Genomic DNA, 15,238 nt, shown 5'->3' with positions numbered 1-15,238 from the left:
ATTCCGGCAATGGATATTTTTTATTATTGATTAGCCGCTGAAACCAGATGTGTATAGTGAATCTCACGTTATTCGTTGACCCGATGAAAAAGTGCGGGCGTTAAATAGAATGTGATTTACAAGGAGCTATTATGCATCTGGCCCGGTTTCCGCGCATTTCCCTCGGTCATTTCCCAACCCCTTTAGAGCCGCTTGAAAAATTAAGCAAATTACTGGGCGGTCCGAAAATATGGATTAAGCGTGACGATGCCACTGGACTTGCCACTGGCGGTAATAAAACCCGCAAGCTGGAATTTTTGCTGGCGGATGCGCTGCAAAAAAAAGCCGATGTTGTTATCACCCAGGGTGCGACGCAATCTAACCATGTGCGTCAGACCATTGCCGGCGCGGCGAAGCTGGGGCTGAAGGCAAAAGTGCTGCTGGAAAAACGCGTGACGGATTTTGGCGAAGATTATCAGCGCTCCGGCAACGTCCAGTTAGATCTTTTACTGGGCGGAGACATTGTCGCTCACCTGCCGGGCGGCACCGATATGCAGCAGGCGATGGAAGAATACGCTGCTGAATTGCGCGAGGAGGGGCATAACCCCTATGTCATTCCCGGCGGCGGCTCTAACGCCATCGGCGCACTCGGCTATGCCGCCTGCGCGGAAGAGTTGCTGTATCAATCCTCGCAGCTACGTCTGCGCATCGATCATGTGGTCCATGCGACAGGCAGTACCGGCACACAGGCCGGTCTGGTCGCGGGATTCACCGCCACCAACAGCCATATACCGGTACTCGGCATCAGCGTGCGTGCGCCGAAAGCGAAACAGGAAGAAAACGTCTGGAATCTGGCGTCGCGCACCCGCGAACTGTTAGGTGTACCGGGCGATCTCCCCCGCGAAACGGTAGTGGCGAACAGCGATTACGTCGGCGATGGTTACGGCCTGCCAACCGAAAGCATGCTGGAAGCGCTGCGTCTGCTGGCGCAGCACGAAGGCATCCTGCTCGATCCTGTGTACTCCGGCAAAGGCATGGCGGGCCTGATTGACCTGATCCGCAAAGGCCATTTCCGCAAAGATGACAATGTGGTGTTTATCCACACCGGCGGCTCGGCAGGCCTGTTTGGCTATCGCCAGGTATTTGAACGATGAGCCAGCCGTTTCTGCTCGGCGTGCTGGGCGGCATGGGGCCGCTGGCCACCGTTGACTTTCTGTCCACGCTGCTGGCCGTAACGCCCGCCGCCAGCGACCAGCAGCAGATCCCGACGGTGGTCTGGAACGTGCCGCAAATCGCCGATCGACAGCAGGCGCTGGCGGGTAAGGGTCCGTCGCCGCTACCGCAACTGCTGACCGGAATTGCAAAACTGAACCAGGCAGGCGCGACCCATATTGTTATCCCCTGCAATACCGCCCATCACTGGTATTCCGCGTTAAGCGACGCCAGCCGCGCGCCGTTGCTGCATATCGTGGAAGCGACTATCGCCGCCGTGGTGGACGCCAGCCCTGCCTCGCAGCGAATCGGCATCATTGCCACCAAAGGTACGCTGGACGCCGGGTGGTTTCAGCGCGGCCTGCAACAGCACGGCATCACGCCGATTGTGCCTCATGAGGCTGAGCTGGAGACATGGTTTGTACCCGGCTGCTATGCGGTCAAACGCGGCGATCTGGCCGAAGGCGGCGCGGCTTTTCTGCATCAGGCGAAAGCGCTGTTTGAGCGCGGGGCGGAAAAGCTGATCCTCGCCTGCACTGAAGTACCTGTCGCGCTACGGGCGGTGAATGCGCCTTTCTTACCGCTGACGTTCGATCCCGCTCAGGCACTGGCAGAGCGATGTTCGAAAATATGGCAGGACTACCGCACCACTTATTTAACATAACTGAATACATCTCAAAGGATAAAAAATGAAAAAAAGTCTCTGCTTATTAATTGCAGCGGGTGGATTATGGGCCAGCGCCAGCTTTGCACAAACGCCGCCGGAAGTTCGGGTGGCCTACAGCGGCGGCTCGCAGGTATTAATGCTGGCAAAAGCGGACGGCTCGCTGGATAACGCGCTGAACAGCAAAGTCAAATGGGTGCAATTTGCTTCCGGCGCGGACGCATTAAATTATTTCGCCAGTAATGCCATTGATATTGCTAATTTTGGTTCCAGCCCGGCGACCGCTGGAATTGTGCGTAAATTGCCGGTGGAAATTATTGGCGTGTCCGGCGTGATTGCCAGTTACGAGCGGTTAATTGGCAAAGACGGCATCAATAATATTAAAGATATCGAAGGTAAACGCGTGGCTTATCCGCCAAATTCTACCGCGCAATATGCGCTGGAAGCGGCGATCAGCGTCAATAAACTCGACCGCAGTAAAATTACCCTGCTGCCGCTGCGTCCGGCGGAAATGGTCGCGGCCTGGAAGCGTGGCGATATCGACGCGGGTTACGTCTGGGCACCGTTTGCCCAGGAGCTGGAATCTTCCGGCGGCCATCAGGTCTTCGCCACCAAAGATCTGCAAAAAGACGGCTATCTGATTTACAACAACTACGTAGTGCGTAAAGCCTTTGCCGAGCAGTATCCGGAAACGGTCAGCGCCTTCCTGCGCGTCCATCAGCAAAAAGTGGACGAGTTTAAAAACGATCCTGAGCGTGCGGCAGCCATTGTGGCGAAAGAAGTGGGCGCGCCCGTCACCACTGCCGCTAATACGCTGGGTGGGCTGGAGTACCCGACCCTGAGCGAGCAGGGCACCGCAGCCTGGCTGGGTAACGGCACGCAGACTACGGATAGCGGGATTGGCAAAGCGCTGACCAAAACTTCTAACTTCCTGGCAGGCATTGGTGAGATCCGCAAACGTGATATTCCGGCCAACTGGGACGCGGCCATCAACTCGCGTTACATCCGGGAAGCGGCAGCAAAATGAGATTAGGTCAACATGTCGCTATCAGCGTGGTGTCGGTAGCGATCTTTTTTAGCCTCTGGCAGATAGCGGCTACCCGGCAGTGGGTGGACCCGCTGCTGCTGCCGTCGCTGACGGATATTGGCTTAACCGCTGAAGAACTGCTGGCGGACGGTTACCGTCAGGTACCGTTATGGGAGCACATTGCCGTCAGCCTGGCGCGCGCGCTCAGCGCCTTTGCGGTGGCGATAGTTATCGGCATTCCGCTGGGGCTGCTGATGGGAATGTCCGACGGCCTGTCCGCCGTCCTCAATCCCTTCGTGCAGTTCCTGCGTCCGCTGCCGAAAATCGCCCTGATCCCGCTGGCGGTGGTCTGGCTGGGCATTGGCGAAGCGTCGAAATTCTTCCTGATCTTCATCGCCACGTTCTTAAGTGTAGTGGTGGGGGCCAGCGCGGCGGTAGAACGTATCGGGCGTTCACGAATTCGTGTGGCGCAAACGCTGGGCGCGACGCGGCGGCAGATCTTTCTGCGCGTGGTGCTGCCGGATGCGCTGCCGGAATTGTTCACCACCGTCCGGTTGTCGATCGGTATCGGCTGGACGTCATTGATTGCCGCTGAAATGGTCGCCGCCAGCTCCGGGCTGGGCTGGATGGTGATCAACGCCAGCTCTTATCTGCGCACCGATATTGTCATGCTCGGTATTTTGCTGCTTGGCGGCATTGGCTATCTGCTGGATTTATTACTTCTGGGGCTGCAACGGCTGTTTGTACCCTGGGCGGGGAAAGAGTGATGACGAGTCAAATCGCGCTGGAAAAGGTCTCGCTGACCTTTGCGGCAAAGCCGGAGCCGCTGAACGTACTGGAGGACGTCTCGCTGACGCTGACGAAAGGGGAGTTTGTGGTGCTGCTGGGACCGTCAGGCTGCGGGAAATCCACCATTCTCAACCTGGTCGCCGGGTTTACGCGCCCGGACAGTGGAAAGGTGCTGGCCGGAGGGAAACCGGTACAGCGACCGGGACCAAACCGGGGAATGATTTTCCAGCAGCCGAACCTTTTTCCGTGGCTGTCGGTGCTGGATAACGTCACCTTCGGCCCGCGTCTGGGTCGCTATAACAAAGATGAAGTGAATGCCCTGGCGCGGGACTGGCTGGCGCGTGTGGGGCTGAAAGGCTTTGAAAACCATGCGCCGTGGCAGCTCTCCGGCGGCATGAAACAGCGGGTGGCGCTGGCGCGCGCCTGGCTTCCCGGACCGGAAGTGCTGCTGTTGGACGAACCGTTCGGCGCGTTAGATGCGCAGACACGCCTGATGATGCAGGAACTTCTTTATAAGGCGTGGCTCGCCACTGATACCACATTGTTATTCGTGACGCATGACGTGGACGAAGCGCTGTTCCTCGCCGACCGGATTTTAATCATGTCAGCGCGTCCGGGCAAAATCGTCGAGGAGATTGCCCTGCCGTTTGGGCGCGAGCGCGACATTGAAACCTTTGCGGAGCACCCGCAGTACGGCGAGATCAAACATCACGTCCTGCACCGCGTCCGTCAGGAGGCAAAGCGTCATCTGAGTTAATCCGTCAATCAACTGTTATACCTGAGGTGGAAGCAATGAGCACAAGCGAATTACGAGCCCGTCTGGACCAGAGTATTGATCAACACCGCGACGACTATATTGCGATTTCGAAAGATATCCATGCGCATCCGGAAACCGGGAATAACGAATATTACGCCAACGAGGTATTAACGGCGCTGTTAAGGAAACACGGATTCACCGTCACCTCCAACGTCGCCGGGCATGAAACCGCTTTTTATGCCGTAAAAGAGAGTGCGAAACCGGGGCCGACCATCGCCTATCTGGCGGAGTATGACGCGCTGATCGACATCGGCCACGCCTGTGGTCATAACATCATCGGCGTTACCAGCATCGCTGCGGCGATTGCGCTGAGTGAGACGCTGGATCAGACCGGCGGCAAGGTGGTGGTGCTCGGCACGCCTGCCGAAGAGGGCGGGCTGCGCGGCAAGGGCGGGATCAACGGTAACGTCAAAGCGCGCTTTGTGGAGCATGGTTTTCTGGAGGATGTCGACGTGGCGCTGATGGTCCATCCGTCCGGAAAAACGCGCCTCACCGGCCCGTCGCTTGCCAATAACCACCTCTATTTTCATTTCTACGGCAAGCCCTCACACGCGGGCAGTTCGCCGCACAAAGGGGTTAACGCGCTGGATGCGCTGGTGCTGCTGTACAACGGCATTAGCGTGCTGCGCCAGCAACTTCCTGACGGCGTGCGGGTCCACGGCATTATCACTAACGGCGGACAGGCACCGAACGTGATCCCGGAATATGCCTCAGGACATTTTTACATTCGCGCCGCCACCCGCGAGCAGGTGATTGAACTGGAACCGCGTATCCGCGCCATTGCGGAAGGCGCTGCGCTGGCGACCGGCACTACGGTCAAAATCGAACATCAGGTCGGCCCGCGCGATTTTCGTATCAACCATGCGCTTAACGCCGTGCTGCTGGACGAGTTCACCGCTGCCGGAGAGCACGTCGATCTGAAGGAGAAAGAGGGGCTGGGGTCGACCGACGCGGGCGATATCAGCCATGCGGTGCCGACGGCTCATCCCTATATCAAAATCGGTCCTGACGATTTGATTGGTCATACCGTGGCGTTCCGTGAGGCGGCCAACTCCGCCAAAGGCTATGAAGCGCTGATTACCGGCGCGCAGGTGCTGGCGCGAACCGGACTGCGTCTGCTGACCGAGCCCGCGCTCTTGCAGGATGTGAAAGACGAATTTGCCGGACGTAAGACGGCCACGCAGGCCGCATAACCCCTGACCGGAGCACAATGATAATGAAAATGCTGTTTTCTGCCGCCGCGCTGATGCTGGCGGCGGTTTTACCCTGGGAAACTGCGCAGGCGGCAAATGTCGATCGCAATGCGACGCTGAATATCGCCTACGGCAACCGTCCCGGCACGCTGGACCCGTATCTCACCACCAATAATGCGACCTCGGATGTGGATCGGCATATTTTCGAAACTCTGTTTACGATTAATGCCAAATTTGAACCGGTGCCGGAGCTGGTGCAGAGCTACACCCTGAGTGACGATCGTAAAACCTATACCTTCGTGCTGCGCGACGGCATTCACTTTCACGACGGGCAGTTGCTGACCGCCGACGACGTGGTGGCTTCCATGAATCGCTGGCTGGCGACCTCAACGCAGGGGAAAGCCAATTTGCCCGGCGTACAGTTCGTTAAAGTGGATGACAAAACGGTGAGCCTGACGCTGCCCGCCCCGTCGTTAATCACCCTGAACGTGCTGGCGGATGTGAAAAATATCGCTGCGATTATGCCAAAACGCATTATCGACGCGGCGAATAGCAGTAAAAAACCGGTGACTGAGCTGATTGGCACCGGCCCTTATAAGCTGGCGGAGTTTAAGCAGGGCGATTACCTGCACCTGACCCGCTTTGACCAGTATGTTTCGCGCAGCGAACCGGCGAGCGGCCTTGCCGGGCAGAAAAAGGCGGACGTTAAGGATATCTGGTTCCGCTATATCACCGATGAGTCCACCCGTCTGGCAGGAGCAATGACCGGGGAATACGATCTCGTTTTCCAGTTGCCGAAAGACAATATCGAAACGCTGCAAAGCGCGCCGGATATTTCTCTCTTCCAGCCGCAGAGCGGCGGATCGCTGATCACCTATCTGTTTAACAAGCATCAGGGGCCCTTCGTCAACGTTAAACTGCGTCAGGCATTTAACCTCGCGCTGGATGTGCATCAGACGCTGCTGGCGGGCTACAGCGATCCGCGCTTTTTCAAAGAAGATCCGTCGCTGGGCTTCCCGGATCAGGTGGACTGGTATAGCGAAGCGGGCAAGCCGTACTGGAATCAACATAAGCTGGACGAGGCGCGCCAGCTGGTACAGGCGTCCGGCTATAAAGGCGAAGAGGTGGTGATCATCGCCACTAAAGAGTATGCCGAACTGTATAACCTGGCGATTGTCGCCCAGCAGGTATTGAAGCAGATCGGCGTGAAGTCGCGTCTCGACGTGTATGACTGGCCGACCGTGCTGCAACGCCGCCAGGACCCGAAAAACTTCGATCTTTGCGCGCTGGAATTCTCCATGCGTCAGGTGCTGCATCAGTATCCTTTCCTCGACTCGCGCGCGAAATTCCCCGGTCTGAGCAACAGTCCGGAAATCGATGCTACCCTGGACGCTATCAAACAAGCGCCGTCGCTGAAAGAGGCTAAAGGGCTGGTGGATCGGCTTAACGTCCAGCTCTGGCAGTATCTGCCGGTGATAGTCCTGGGACGCACCGCCCCGGACGCGGTGGCGATCAAAAACAACGTGAAGGGGTATCAGGATCTGATTGGACCGGTACTGTGGAACGTTAGCGTCAGTAAGCCCTGATCGGAGCGCCCATGAAAGGGTTCCTTTTTCACCGTCTGCTGGCGTTGCTGCCGGTGCTGTTTGTGGTCTCGATAGTCGTGTTTTGCCTGGTGCATCTGGCACCGGGCGATCCGGTCATGGTGATCCTCGGCAACGATGCCAGCCCCGGCGATATTGCCGCGCTGCGTCAGCAGATGGGGCTGGATAAGCCCATTATGGTGCAGTTTCTTCACTGGTTCGGCGCGGTGCTGCGGGGCGACCTCGGCCATTCGCTGTTTCTGGATACCAGCGTGATGGGATTATTTTTACAGCATCTCACGCCAACCCTGGTACTGGCGCTTTACGCACAGCTTATCGCCCTGACGCTGGGGCTGACGGGCGGCGTGGTCAGCGCCTGGCAGCATGGCAGATTAACGGACAGAGTAATTCGCGCGCTGGCGACGCTCGGCATGTCGGTGCCGGGCTTCCTGCTGGGGCTGTTTTTGATTTTTGGCTTTGCGGTACAGCTGCGCTGGTTTCCGGTGGTTGGCTATCGCTCCACCAATGACGATCTGTTGCTGAATCTCTGGTATCTCACTTTACCTGCTATCGCGCTGGGTTTTCGCATCGCCGCGCTGATCGCCCGGATGACGAGGGCGGTGATGCTGGATGTATTGCAGGAAAACTTTATTAATACCGCCCGTGCGAAAGGCGTCCCTGAACGGCTGGTGCTGTTACGTCATACGCTGAAGAATGCGCTGATCCCGATTTTAACTATCTGCGGCGAGTCGTTCGCCGGGCTGGTCACCGGCACCATCGTCATCGAAAGCGTGTTTGGCATTCCCGGCGTTGGATCGCTGATTGTTGATTCTATCGAGCGTCGCGATGTCACCGTGATTCAGGGCGTAGTGCTGATGATTACCGTTTGCTATGTGCTAATTAATCTGGCGGTGGATCTGCTGAGTTATTTCGCCGATCCACGCCTGTCTGTTGAGGGGGAGGAACAGTGATGTCCTCACGCAATCACACGCTGTGGATCTGGCCGATCCTGCTGGCGGCAATTGTTATCCTGTCCTTTTTTGCCAGCGCGATAAGCTCATGGGACCCTTATGACATCGATCCGCTGAGCCGCCTGAAGCCGCCGGATGCTACCCACTGGTTCGGCACCGATAATTTTGGCCGCGACCTCTTTGTGCGCGTGGCGCTGGCGGTGCGGGTTTCGCTCTCCGTGGGCGCGGCGGTGGCAGTGATTTCCGGCGTGGTGGGCATGGCTATCGGTCTGCTCTGCGCCTGGTATCGTCCGGTCGATCGCATTTTAATGCGGGTTTGCGACGGGCTATTTGCCTTCCCTTCACTGCTGCTGGCGATCGCCATCGTCGGCGTACTGGGGCCGAAAATCTCCAACGTGGTGCTGGCGCTGTCGCTGGTTTATGTGCCCTGCATCGCCAGAGTGATCCGCGGCGCGGCAATGGTGATCAAAGAGAAAAATTTTATCGAGGCGCTGCGGGCACAGGGCGCATCGGCTTCGCGCATTATCTGGCTTCACCTGCTGCCGAATGTCGTTTCACCGTTTATCGTCCAGGTGAGCTGGGTGTTCTCGGTGGCAATACTTACCGAGGCGGCGCTAAGCTTCCTCGGCTCTGGCGTGCCTGCGCCGATGCCGAGCCTGGGCAATCTGTTGCTGGAAGGAAAAGCGGTTATTTTCACCGCGTGGTGGATGACCTTCTTCCCTGGCATCGCCATTGTGCTGCTGATCCTGGCACTGAATATCATCGGCGACGATCTGCGCGACAGCGCCGATCCGGGGCTGAAACCATTGCCGCGCCGCATACTGCGCCGCTTAAAACGAGGAGACCAGCATGGCTGAGACTCTGCTCCAGGTCGAAGATTTACGCGTTAATTTCGCCACCCGGCGTGGTGTAGTTGCGCCGGTACGCGGGGTCTCGTTTCAGGTGAATGCCCATGAAACGCTGGGCATTATCGGCGAATCCGGCTGCGGCAAAAGCGTCACCGCGCAGGCGCTGATGGGGCTGCTGTCGCCGCGCACTAGCCGGGTGGACGGCACGATTACCCTGGCGGGGCGCCCATTACATTCACTGTCATTAAAAGCGCGCAGACGGCTGAGCGGGCAGGAGATGGCGATGATCTTTCAGGACCCGCTCTCCAGCCTGAATCCGGTCCTGACCATTGGTTTCCAGATCGATGAAAGCCTGCGGCTGCATACCGCGCTTAATCGCGCAGAGCGACGGGAGAAGATCCTTGCGCTGTTACAGCAGGTCGGCATAAACGATCCTGAACGCTGCGCCAGCGCCTGGCCGCATGAGCTTTCCGGCGGGATGCGCCAGCGGGTGATGATCGCCATAGCGATCGCCAGCTCGCCCGCGTTGTTGATCGCCGATGAACCAACGACGGCGCTGGATGCGACGATCCAGGCGCAAATTCTCGATCTGCTGGATGAGATCAAACGGCAAACCGGAATGGGGATCGTCTTTATCACTCACGATCTCAGCGTTGTTGCCCGGCTATGCCAGCGCGTCGTGGTGCTGTATGCCGGAGAAGTGGTTGAAGAAACCGATGTGCTGACGCTGTTTGCTCATCCACGGCATCCTTATACCCGTGCGCTGCTCGCCGCGCGTCCTTCGGCGGACAGCCAGCCGAAAACCGCGCTGCGGGAAATCCCCGGCCAGGTACCCTCGCTGCACAAGCCGCCGTCAGGCTGCGCCTTTGCCGACCGCTGTCCGCTGGCGCAGCCGCGTTGCCGGGGGCAGGGACCGGCGTTACGGCCACTCGATACCCCCGCTCATCAGGTACGCTGCTGGCGGGCCGAGGAAACCGGAGCATTACTGTCATGAGTACACCGCTATTAAGCGTGCGCAATCTGTCAAAAACCTTTCAGCGCCGTGGACAGAAGGTGCTGGCGGTGGATGACGTCAGCTTTAGTCTCCAGCCGGGAGAAACCTGGGCGCTGGTTGGCGAGTCCGGCAGCGGGAAAAGCACGACCGGACGGCTGCTGCTTGGTCTGACGCCTGCTTCCGGTGGCGAGGTAGTATTTGAAGGCGTCTCACTGCTCTCGCAGCGCGCCGCGCAATGGCGCAGCGTGCGCAAAGATATGCAGATGATTTTTCAGGACCCGCTTTCCTCGCTCGATCCTAAACGGACCGTCGGCTATAGTCTGGAGGAGCCGCTGATTATCCACGGTATCAAAAACCGTCAGCGGGCAGTGGCGGAGATGTTGACGCAGGTCGGGCTGAATGCGGAGGATGCCAGGCGCTATCCGCATGAATTCTCCGGTGGCCAGCGTCAGCGTATCGGGATTGCGCGGGCGCTGATCCCCAAGCCGAAGCTTATTGTTTGTGACGAACCGGTCTCCGCGCTTGATGTATCAATACAATCGCAGATCCTCAACTTACTGATGGCGCTGCAGCGGGAGTACGGCCTGGCCTACCTGTTTATTTCTCACGATCTGAACGTGGTGCGCCATATCGCCGATAACGTCGGCGTCATGCATCGCGGTAAAATCGTCGAGCAGGGCGACAGTGAGACGATTTTCGCTCGTCCCACCCATCCCTATACACGTTATTTGCTTGATGCGATCCTGCCCGCGCATCCGCCGGGAATGGATGCCGCCCGCCTCGCCGTCAATGGTTAACGTCTGCGGGGGAGTCGACCTGCGGACGATGTCGGTTATAATGGGCGAGTAATCACCCGATAACCCGGCGCAACCCGCCTAAAATGAGTACCTTTGATGAGTGAAATGATTTACGGCATCCACGCGGTGCAGGCACTGCTGGAGCGCGCACCGGAGCGTTTTCAGGACGTTTTTATTCTGAAAGGACGTGAAGATAAACGTCTGCTGCCGCTTATTCACGCGCTGGAAGCCCAGGGCGTCGTGATCCAGCTGGCGAACCGTCAGTATCTGGATGAGAAAAGCGAGGGTGCGGTGCATCAGGGGATCATTGCGCGCGTCAAGCCGGGCCGTCAGTATCAGGAGAACGATCTGCCGGATCTGATCGCTTCGCTCGATCAGCCTTTCTTTTTGATCCTCGACGGCGTTACCGATCCGCACAACCTCGGCGCCTGCCTGCGCAGCGCGGATGCGGCGGGGGTGCACGCGGTGATCGTTCCGCGCGATCGCTCGGCCCAGCTTAACGCCACGGCGAAAAAAGTGGCCTGCGGCGCGGCAGAGAACGTGCCATTAATCCGCGTGACCAACCTGGCGCGCACTATGCGCCTGTTGCAGGAAGAGAATATCTGGATCGTCGGCACCGCGGGTGAAGCGGACCATACGCTTTATCAAAGTAAAATGACCGGCCCGATGGCGCTGGTGATGGGCGCGGAAGGCGAAGGTATGCGCCGTTTGACCCGCGAGCATTGCGATGAGTTGATCAGCATCCCGATGGCGGGCAGCGTTTCATCGCTCAACGTGTCGGTGGCAACCGGGATTTGCCTGTTCGAAGCGGTGCGTCAGCGCAGTTAATAACGGGGCGCTGGCGGGCGGTAACCTGCCCGGTGGCGCTGCGCTTACCGGGCCTACGCACGGTCTCCTCGTCCCCTGCTACCCGGCAGTTTACACCTGTGATGCTCCCGCGCAGCGCAACCGCCAACCACACTGTCATCCTTTTTCTGTGACCTTTCTCCCACGCTTGTCCTCCCCGGCTGTCCATAATTATCTCCATCATGCCTGAAGGAGGAGGACGCTATGTCCTGGCAAACGCATACCGTTTTTAACCAACCACTTCCCCTTAACAACAGCAACTTATTCCTCTCCGATGCGGCGCTCCGTGAAGCCGTGGTGCGCGAGGGGGCGGGATGGGACAGCGACCTTCTTGCCAGCCTTGGTCAGCAGCTCGGTACGGCGGAATCGCTGGAGCTGGGACGGCTGGCGAATCATAACCCGCCGGAGCTGTTGCGCTACGATCAGACCGGCGCGCGGCTGGACGACGTGCGTTTTCATCCAGCGTGGCACATCCTGATGCAGGGACTGTGTGCCAATCGCACGCACAATTTGCCATGGCAGCCGGAGGCGCGCAGCGGATCGTTTGTCGCCCGGGCGGCGCGATTTATGCTTCATGCGCAGGTCGAGGCGGGGACGCTGTGCCCTGTTACCATGACCTTCGCCGCCACGCCGCTATTGCAACACACCCTGCCAGCGTGCTTTAAGGCATGGTTATCGCCGCTGCTCAGCGATCGCTACGATCCGCATGTGCTACCGGGCGACCAGAAGCGTGGGCTGCTTATCGGCATGGGAATGACCGAAAAACAGGGCGGTTCCGACGTGCTCAGCAATACCACGCGCGCCGAGCCGCTGGATGACGGCTCCTGGCGGCTGGTGGGACACAAATGGTTTTTCTCGGTGCCGCAAAGCGATGCGCATCTGGTGCTGGCGCAGACGAAAGGCGGCCTTTCCTGCTTCTTTGTCCCGCGTTTTCTGCCGGACGGCCAGCGTAACGCGATTCGTCTCGAGCGCCTGAAAGACAAACTTGGCAACCGCTCGAACGCCAGTAGCGAAGCGGAGTTTCTGGACGCCGCGGGCTGGTTGATTGGTGAAGAGGGCGAGGGCGTGCGGCAGATCCTGAAAATGGGTGGCCTGACCCGTTTTGACTGCGCGCTGGCAAGTCACGGCATGATGCGGCGTGCGCTCTCGGTGGCCCTGTATCACGCGCACCAGCGACAGGCGTTTGGCAAGAGCCTGATTGACCAGCCGATTATGCGTCAGGTACTGAGCCGGATGGCGCTACAGCTTGAAGGCCAGACCGCCCTGATGTTTCGTCTGGCGCGCGCCTGGGACCATCGCCATAGCGCAGAGGAAACGCTGTGGGCGCGGCTGTTTACGCCGGCGGCCAAGTTTACCCTCTGCAAAGCGGGGATCCCGTTTGTTGCGGAAGCGATGGAGGTGCTGGGCGGCGTCGGCTACTGCGAGGAGAGCGAACTTCCCCGGCTTTACCGCGAAATGCCGGTCAACAGTATCTGGGAGGGTTCCGGGAATATTATGTGCCTGGATGTCCTGCGCGTGCTGGCGAAACAGCCGGGCACGATGGATCTGCTGGATGAGGAATACGCGGCGGTAAAAGGCCAGGACCGGCATTTCGACCGCGCCTGGCGGCAGCTCCAGCAGCGGTTACGCAGACCGCTGGAGGCGCAGGGGCGAGAGATCACGCAACAGTTATCTTTACTGGCAACGGGAGCGCAGCTTCTGCAACAGGCGTCGCCACCGTTAGCGCAGGCATGGTGCCAGATGATGCTGGATACCCGCGGTAGTGCGCTGCTTAGCGAACAGGTACAGGACGACGTACTTTTGCGGGCGACAGGCGGCACGATTTAACGCTGCAGCAGGGCGTCGAATTGCGCCTTGCTGCCCTGAAACACGTTCAGATCGACAGCGGTATCAATGCCCTGAACATGGCCGCGATTAGCATACTGCCAGAAGGTCCATTGCCGGTCGTAAGGCAGCGACGGCTTTTGCCAGATATCACGGATCCATAGCGGATGCGCCAGGAAATCCTGCTGCAAATAGTCGTCATAAAATTCGCGCGTCGCGTAAAGGATCGCTTTCTGATGATAGACCTGCTCGAGTTTAGCGGTCATGACGCGTAGCGCGGCGCTGATCTGCTCGTGATGTTGTGGGATGCAGTTTGCGCCATATTCAAGGTCGATCACGGGCGGTAGCGCGTTTTTAGCCACAGGAACCGTGGCGATAAAATTTTGCGCCTGCTGTTCGCCGGAGGTACAGAGGGAGAAAAAGTGATAAGCGCCGGTTACCAGGCCTCTGGCGCGGGCGTTTTGCCAGTTCTGTTGAAAGGCAGGATCGCGAAACGAGCGACCTTCAGTCGCTTTAATAAAGACAAACTGAATCTCGCGCGGGTTTATTTGCGCCCAGTTAATTATTTTTTGATGATGAGAAACATCAATGCCCTGAACGGGCCACTGCTGGCGAGAGGGATAATTAAAACGCAGCCAGCCTTGGTAAAAAGCCGTTTTGATAAGCCATCCGCAGGCGATAAATAATAAAAGCGCTGCCAGTCCGCGTCCATAGCGGTTCATAAACTCTCACATCCATTGTGTTATTTTGCTTTTTATACCCTGAGATCCCTCAGGCGTACAGAATCGCCTGCACGCGCCAGTTGTCCGGATTCTGCTCTTCATACATCTGGACAATGCGATACCATGATGCACCTTGCTCGTCCGCTTTACGCGCGACCACGCGTTCAACATCCTGCGGGTTGCCGGTAATATTATTGACCGAAATCAGGCCGATTTCGTTGAGGCCAGTCACGCAATCCGCACTGGCAAATTCGGCCGACTGCGCCGATGCGCCCGCAAATTTCAATGAGGGCAAAGCAAACGTTCTTTTCATTCTTCGCTCCTTTTCACTACCCCAACGTTTAGCGAGGCGCTCCGTCGCGGGTATTAATCCTGTTAATCAGTGTGAATAGCATTGTGCACAGGAATTCGTGAATGGACGCAAAGCAGTGTAAATATCAATAAAGAGTCATAACCGCTTATTTACGATAAAGAATTGCCTGCGAATACCATTGGGCCGGGAAAATAGTGTCATCGACCATAATAATCACGTAGTAATCCGCTTTGGCGGCAACCGCTTTAGCTCTTATTGCATCTTCTGCATCCATTGGCGAACCATAAATCATTACGCTGACCGTCCCCATCCGCTGCAATCCCTGAGTCTGGTTACGCTGGATCTCCTGCGGAGAATCGGTTACCGGCGGCGGCGCTTTGGGGGTCCCTTCCAGTACGCTACATCCGCTTAACAACGTAAGCAGTATTAACGGAGCAATACGGCGCATAATTTTCATAACTCGTCTCCTGATAGCACTAGTGTAGTGGGAATTGCCCTTGCATTTAGGGGAATGTTCCCAATTTGTTATCCCTGCCGCTATTTTCGAATGAAAATAGTTGAAAAATGTAAGCCACTTCTCAACATTCCGGCGCGGCGGTGTATTTCTGCGGCTTGCTTAATGGCCAGACGCATGGCATACCAGCATAAAAGAGGAGTAA

Annotated in this window: 16 protein-coding genes; 13 read left to right on the top strand and 3 right to left on the bottom strand. The window is 57.7% G+C overall.

The genetic code is table 11. From position 1 onward, the window contains the following. Window positions 1–131: 131 nt before the first annotated feature. From P0H77_RS20570 to P0H77_RS20510, 13 genes are all read left to right on the top strand, one after another. A complete protein-coding gene (locus P0H77_RS20570) occupies window positions 132–1,133 on the top strand; it encodes a D-cysteine desulfhydrase (protein WP_276159036.1) in 1,002 nt (333 codons plus the stop codon). Then, entirely contained in the window at window positions 1,130–1,855 is a 726-nt protein-coding gene (locus P0H77_RS20565; RefSeq protein ID WP_276159035.1) for an amino acid racemase, read from the top strand. Before P0H77_RS20570 ends, P0H77_RS20565 begins: the two co-directional genes overlap by 4 nt. A gap of 25 nt (window positions 1,856–1,880) precedes the next feature. Beyond that, window positions 1,881–2,882, top strand: coding sequence for a glycine betaine ABC transporter substrate-binding protein (locus tag P0H77_RS20560; protein WP_276159034.1), 1,002 nt, complete (start codon window positions 1,881–1,883; stop codon window positions 2,880–2,882). Next, a complete protein-coding gene (locus tag P0H77_RS20555; protein ID WP_103678521.1) occupies window positions 2,879–3,649 on the top strand; it encodes an ABC transporter permease in 771 nt (256 codons plus the stop codon). The genes P0H77_RS20560 and P0H77_RS20555 overlap by 4 nt, the downstream gene beginning before the upstream one ends. Next, window positions 3,649–4,428, top strand: coding sequence for an ABC transporter ATP-binding protein (locus tag P0H77_RS20550; protein WP_276159033.1), 780 nt, complete (start codon window positions 3,649–3,651; stop codon window positions 4,426–4,428). Before P0H77_RS20555 ends, P0H77_RS20550 begins: the two co-directional genes overlap by 1 nt. Window positions 4,429–4,463: 35 nt before the next feature. Next, window positions 4,464–5,681, top strand: coding sequence for a M20 family metallopeptidase (locus P0H77_RS20545; RefSeq protein ID WP_276159032.1), 1,218 nt, complete (start codon window positions 4,464–4,466; stop codon window positions 5,679–5,681). A gap of 23 nt (window positions 5,682–5,704) precedes the next feature. Continuing rightward, window positions 5,705–7,267, top strand: coding sequence for an ABC transporter substrate-binding protein (locus P0H77_RS20540; RefSeq protein ID WP_276159031.1), 1,563 nt, complete (start codon window positions 5,705–5,707; stop codon window positions 7,265–7,267). An 11-nt stretch (window positions 7,268–7,278) separates the two neighbouring features. Then, window positions 7,279–8,235 (top strand): ABC transporter permease, encoded by a 957-nt coding sequence (locus P0H77_RS20535; RefSeq protein ID WP_276159030.1) that lies wholly within the window; start codon window positions 7,279–7,281, stop codon window positions 8,233–8,235. Further along, window positions 8,235–9,092 carry an ABC transporter permease gene (locus tag P0H77_RS20530; protein WP_276159029.1) on the top strand — a complete coding sequence of 286 codons (858 nt, stop codon included), beginning with the start codon at window positions 8,235–8,237 and terminating at the stop codon, window positions 9,090–9,092. The genes P0H77_RS20535 and P0H77_RS20530 overlap by 1 nt, the downstream gene beginning before the upstream one ends. Continuing rightward, window positions 9,085–10,077 carry an ABC transporter ATP-binding protein gene (locus P0H77_RS20525; RefSeq protein WP_276159028.1) on the top strand — a complete coding sequence of 331 codons (993 nt, stop codon included), beginning with the start codon at window positions 9,085–9,087 and terminating at the stop codon, window positions 10,075–10,077. Before P0H77_RS20530 ends, P0H77_RS20525 begins: the two co-directional genes overlap by 8 nt. Continuing rightward, the gene (locus P0H77_RS20520; RefSeq protein WP_276159027.1) at window positions 10,074–10,874 is read left to right on the top strand and encodes an ATP-binding cassette domain-containing protein; all 801 of its coding nucleotides are present in this window, start codon (window positions 10,074–10,076) and stop codon (window positions 10,872–10,874) included. The genes P0H77_RS20525 and P0H77_RS20520 overlap by 4 nt, the downstream gene beginning before the upstream one ends. Before the next feature lie 96 nt (window positions 10,875–10,970). Continuing rightward, the gene (gene rlmB, locus P0H77_RS20515) at window positions 10,971–11,702 is read left to right on the top strand and encodes a 23S rRNA (guanosine(2251)-2'-O)-methyltransferase RlmB (protein ID WP_276159026.1); all 732 of its coding nucleotides are present in this window, start codon (window positions 10,971–10,973) and stop codon (window positions 11,700–11,702) included. A gap of 222 nt (window positions 11,703–11,924) precedes the next feature. Further along, window positions 11,925–13,547 (top strand): isovaleryl-CoA dehydrogenase, encoded by a 1,623-nt coding sequence (locus P0H77_RS20510; RefSeq protein WP_276159025.1) that lies wholly within the window; start codon window positions 11,925–11,927, stop codon window positions 13,545–13,547. Here the strand turns inward: P0H77_RS20510 and P0H77_RS20505 are convergent. The 3 genes from P0H77_RS20505 to bsmA all read right to left on the bottom strand — a co-directional run bounded on the left by P0H77_RS20505 (window position 13,544) and on the right by bsmA (window position 15,036). Beyond that, entirely contained in the window at window positions 13,544–14,266 is a 723-nt protein-coding gene (locus P0H77_RS20505; protein ID WP_276159024.1) for a GH25 family lysozyme, read from the bottom strand. The two genes, P0H77_RS20510 and P0H77_RS20505, sit on opposite strands and share 4 nt — an antisense overlap. A gap of 49 nt (window positions 14,267–14,315) precedes the next feature. Continuing rightward, the gene (gene yjfN / locus P0H77_RS20500; protein ID WP_176919268.1) at window positions 14,316–14,579 is read right to left on the bottom strand and encodes a DUF1471 family protease activator YjfN; all 264 of its coding nucleotides are present in this window, start codon (window positions 14,577–14,579) and stop codon (window positions 14,316–14,318) included. 145 nt (window positions 14,580–14,724) lie between these two features. Further along, entirely contained in the window at window positions 14,725–15,036 is a 312-nt protein-coding gene (gene bsmA / locus P0H77_RS20495) for a biofilm peroxide resistance protein BsmA (RefSeq protein WP_276159023.1), read from the bottom strand. Between the last annotated feature and the right edge of the window lie 202 nt (window positions 15,037–15,238).

It is taken from the genome of Superficieibacter sp. HKU1 (assembly GCF_029319185.1).
In the GTDB taxonomy this organism is placed as follows: domain Bacteria; phylum Pseudomonadota; class Gammaproteobacteria; order Enterobacterales; family Enterobacteriaceae; genus Superficieibacter.
This window is presented reverse-complemented; position numbering and strand designations above follow the sequence as displayed.

Bases quoted from the DNA above. Each gene is read 5' to 3' on its own strand.
- P0H77_RS20555 (WP_103678521.1), top strand. From the start codon at position 2,879: ATGAGATTAGGTCAACATGTCGCTATCAGCGTGGTGTCGGTAGCGATC.
- P0H77_RS20560 (WP_276159034.1), top strand. From the start codon at position 1,881: ATGAAAAAAAGTCTCTGCTTATTAATTGCAGCGGGTGGATTATGGGCC.
- P0H77_RS20505 (WP_276159024.1), bottom strand. From the start codon at position 14,266: ATGAACCGCTATGGACGCGGACTGGCAGCGCTTTTATTATTTATCGCC.
- P0H77_RS20565 (WP_276159035.1), top strand. From the start codon at position 1,130: ATGAGCCAGCCGTTTCTGCTCGGCGTGCTGGGCGGCATGGGGCCGCTG.
- bsmA (WP_276159023.1), bottom strand. From the start codon at position 15,036: ATGAAAATTATGCGCCGTATTGCTCCGTTAATACTGCTTACGTTGTTA.
- P0H77_RS20520 (WP_276159027.1), top strand. From the start codon at position 10,074: ATGAGTACACCGCTATTAAGCGTGCGCAATCTGTCAAAAACCTTTCAG.
- yjfN (WP_176919268.1), bottom strand. From the start codon at position 14,579: ATGAAAAGAACGTTTGCTTTGCCCTCATTGAAATTTGCGGGCGCATCG.
- P0H77_RS20535 (WP_276159030.1), top strand. From the start codon at position 7,279: ATGAAAGGGTTCCTTTTTCACCGTCTGCTGGCGTTGCTGCCGGTGCTG.
- P0H77_RS20510 (WP_276159025.1), top strand. From the start codon at position 11,925: ATGTCCTGGCAAACGCATACCGTTTTTAACCAACCACTTCCCCTTAAC.
- P0H77_RS20550 (WP_276159033.1), top strand. From the start codon at position 3,649: ATGACGAGTCAAATCGCGCTGGAAAAGGTCTCGCTGACCTTTGCGGCA.
- P0H77_RS20570 (WP_276159036.1), top strand. From the start codon at position 132: ATGCATCTGGCCCGGTTTCCGCGCATTTCCCTCGGTCATTTCCCAACC.
- P0H77_RS20525 (WP_276159028.1), top strand. From the start codon at position 9,085: ATGGCTGAGACTCTGCTCCAGGTCGAAGATTTACGCGTTAATTTCGCC.
- P0H77_RS20545 (WP_276159032.1), top strand. From the start codon at position 4,464: ATGAGCACAAGCGAATTACGAGCCCGTCTGGACCAGAGTATTGATCAA.
- P0H77_RS20540 (WP_276159031.1), top strand. From the start codon at position 5,705: ATGAAAATGCTGTTTTCTGCCGCCGCGCTGATGCTGGCGGCGGTTTTA.
- rlmB (WP_276159026.1), top strand. From the start codon at position 10,971: ATGAGTGAAATGATTTACGGCATCCACGCGGTGCAGGCACTGCTGGAG.
- P0H77_RS20530 (WP_276159029.1), top strand. From the start codon at position 8,235: ATGTCCTCACGCAATCACACGCTGTGGATCTGGCCGATCCTGCTGGCG.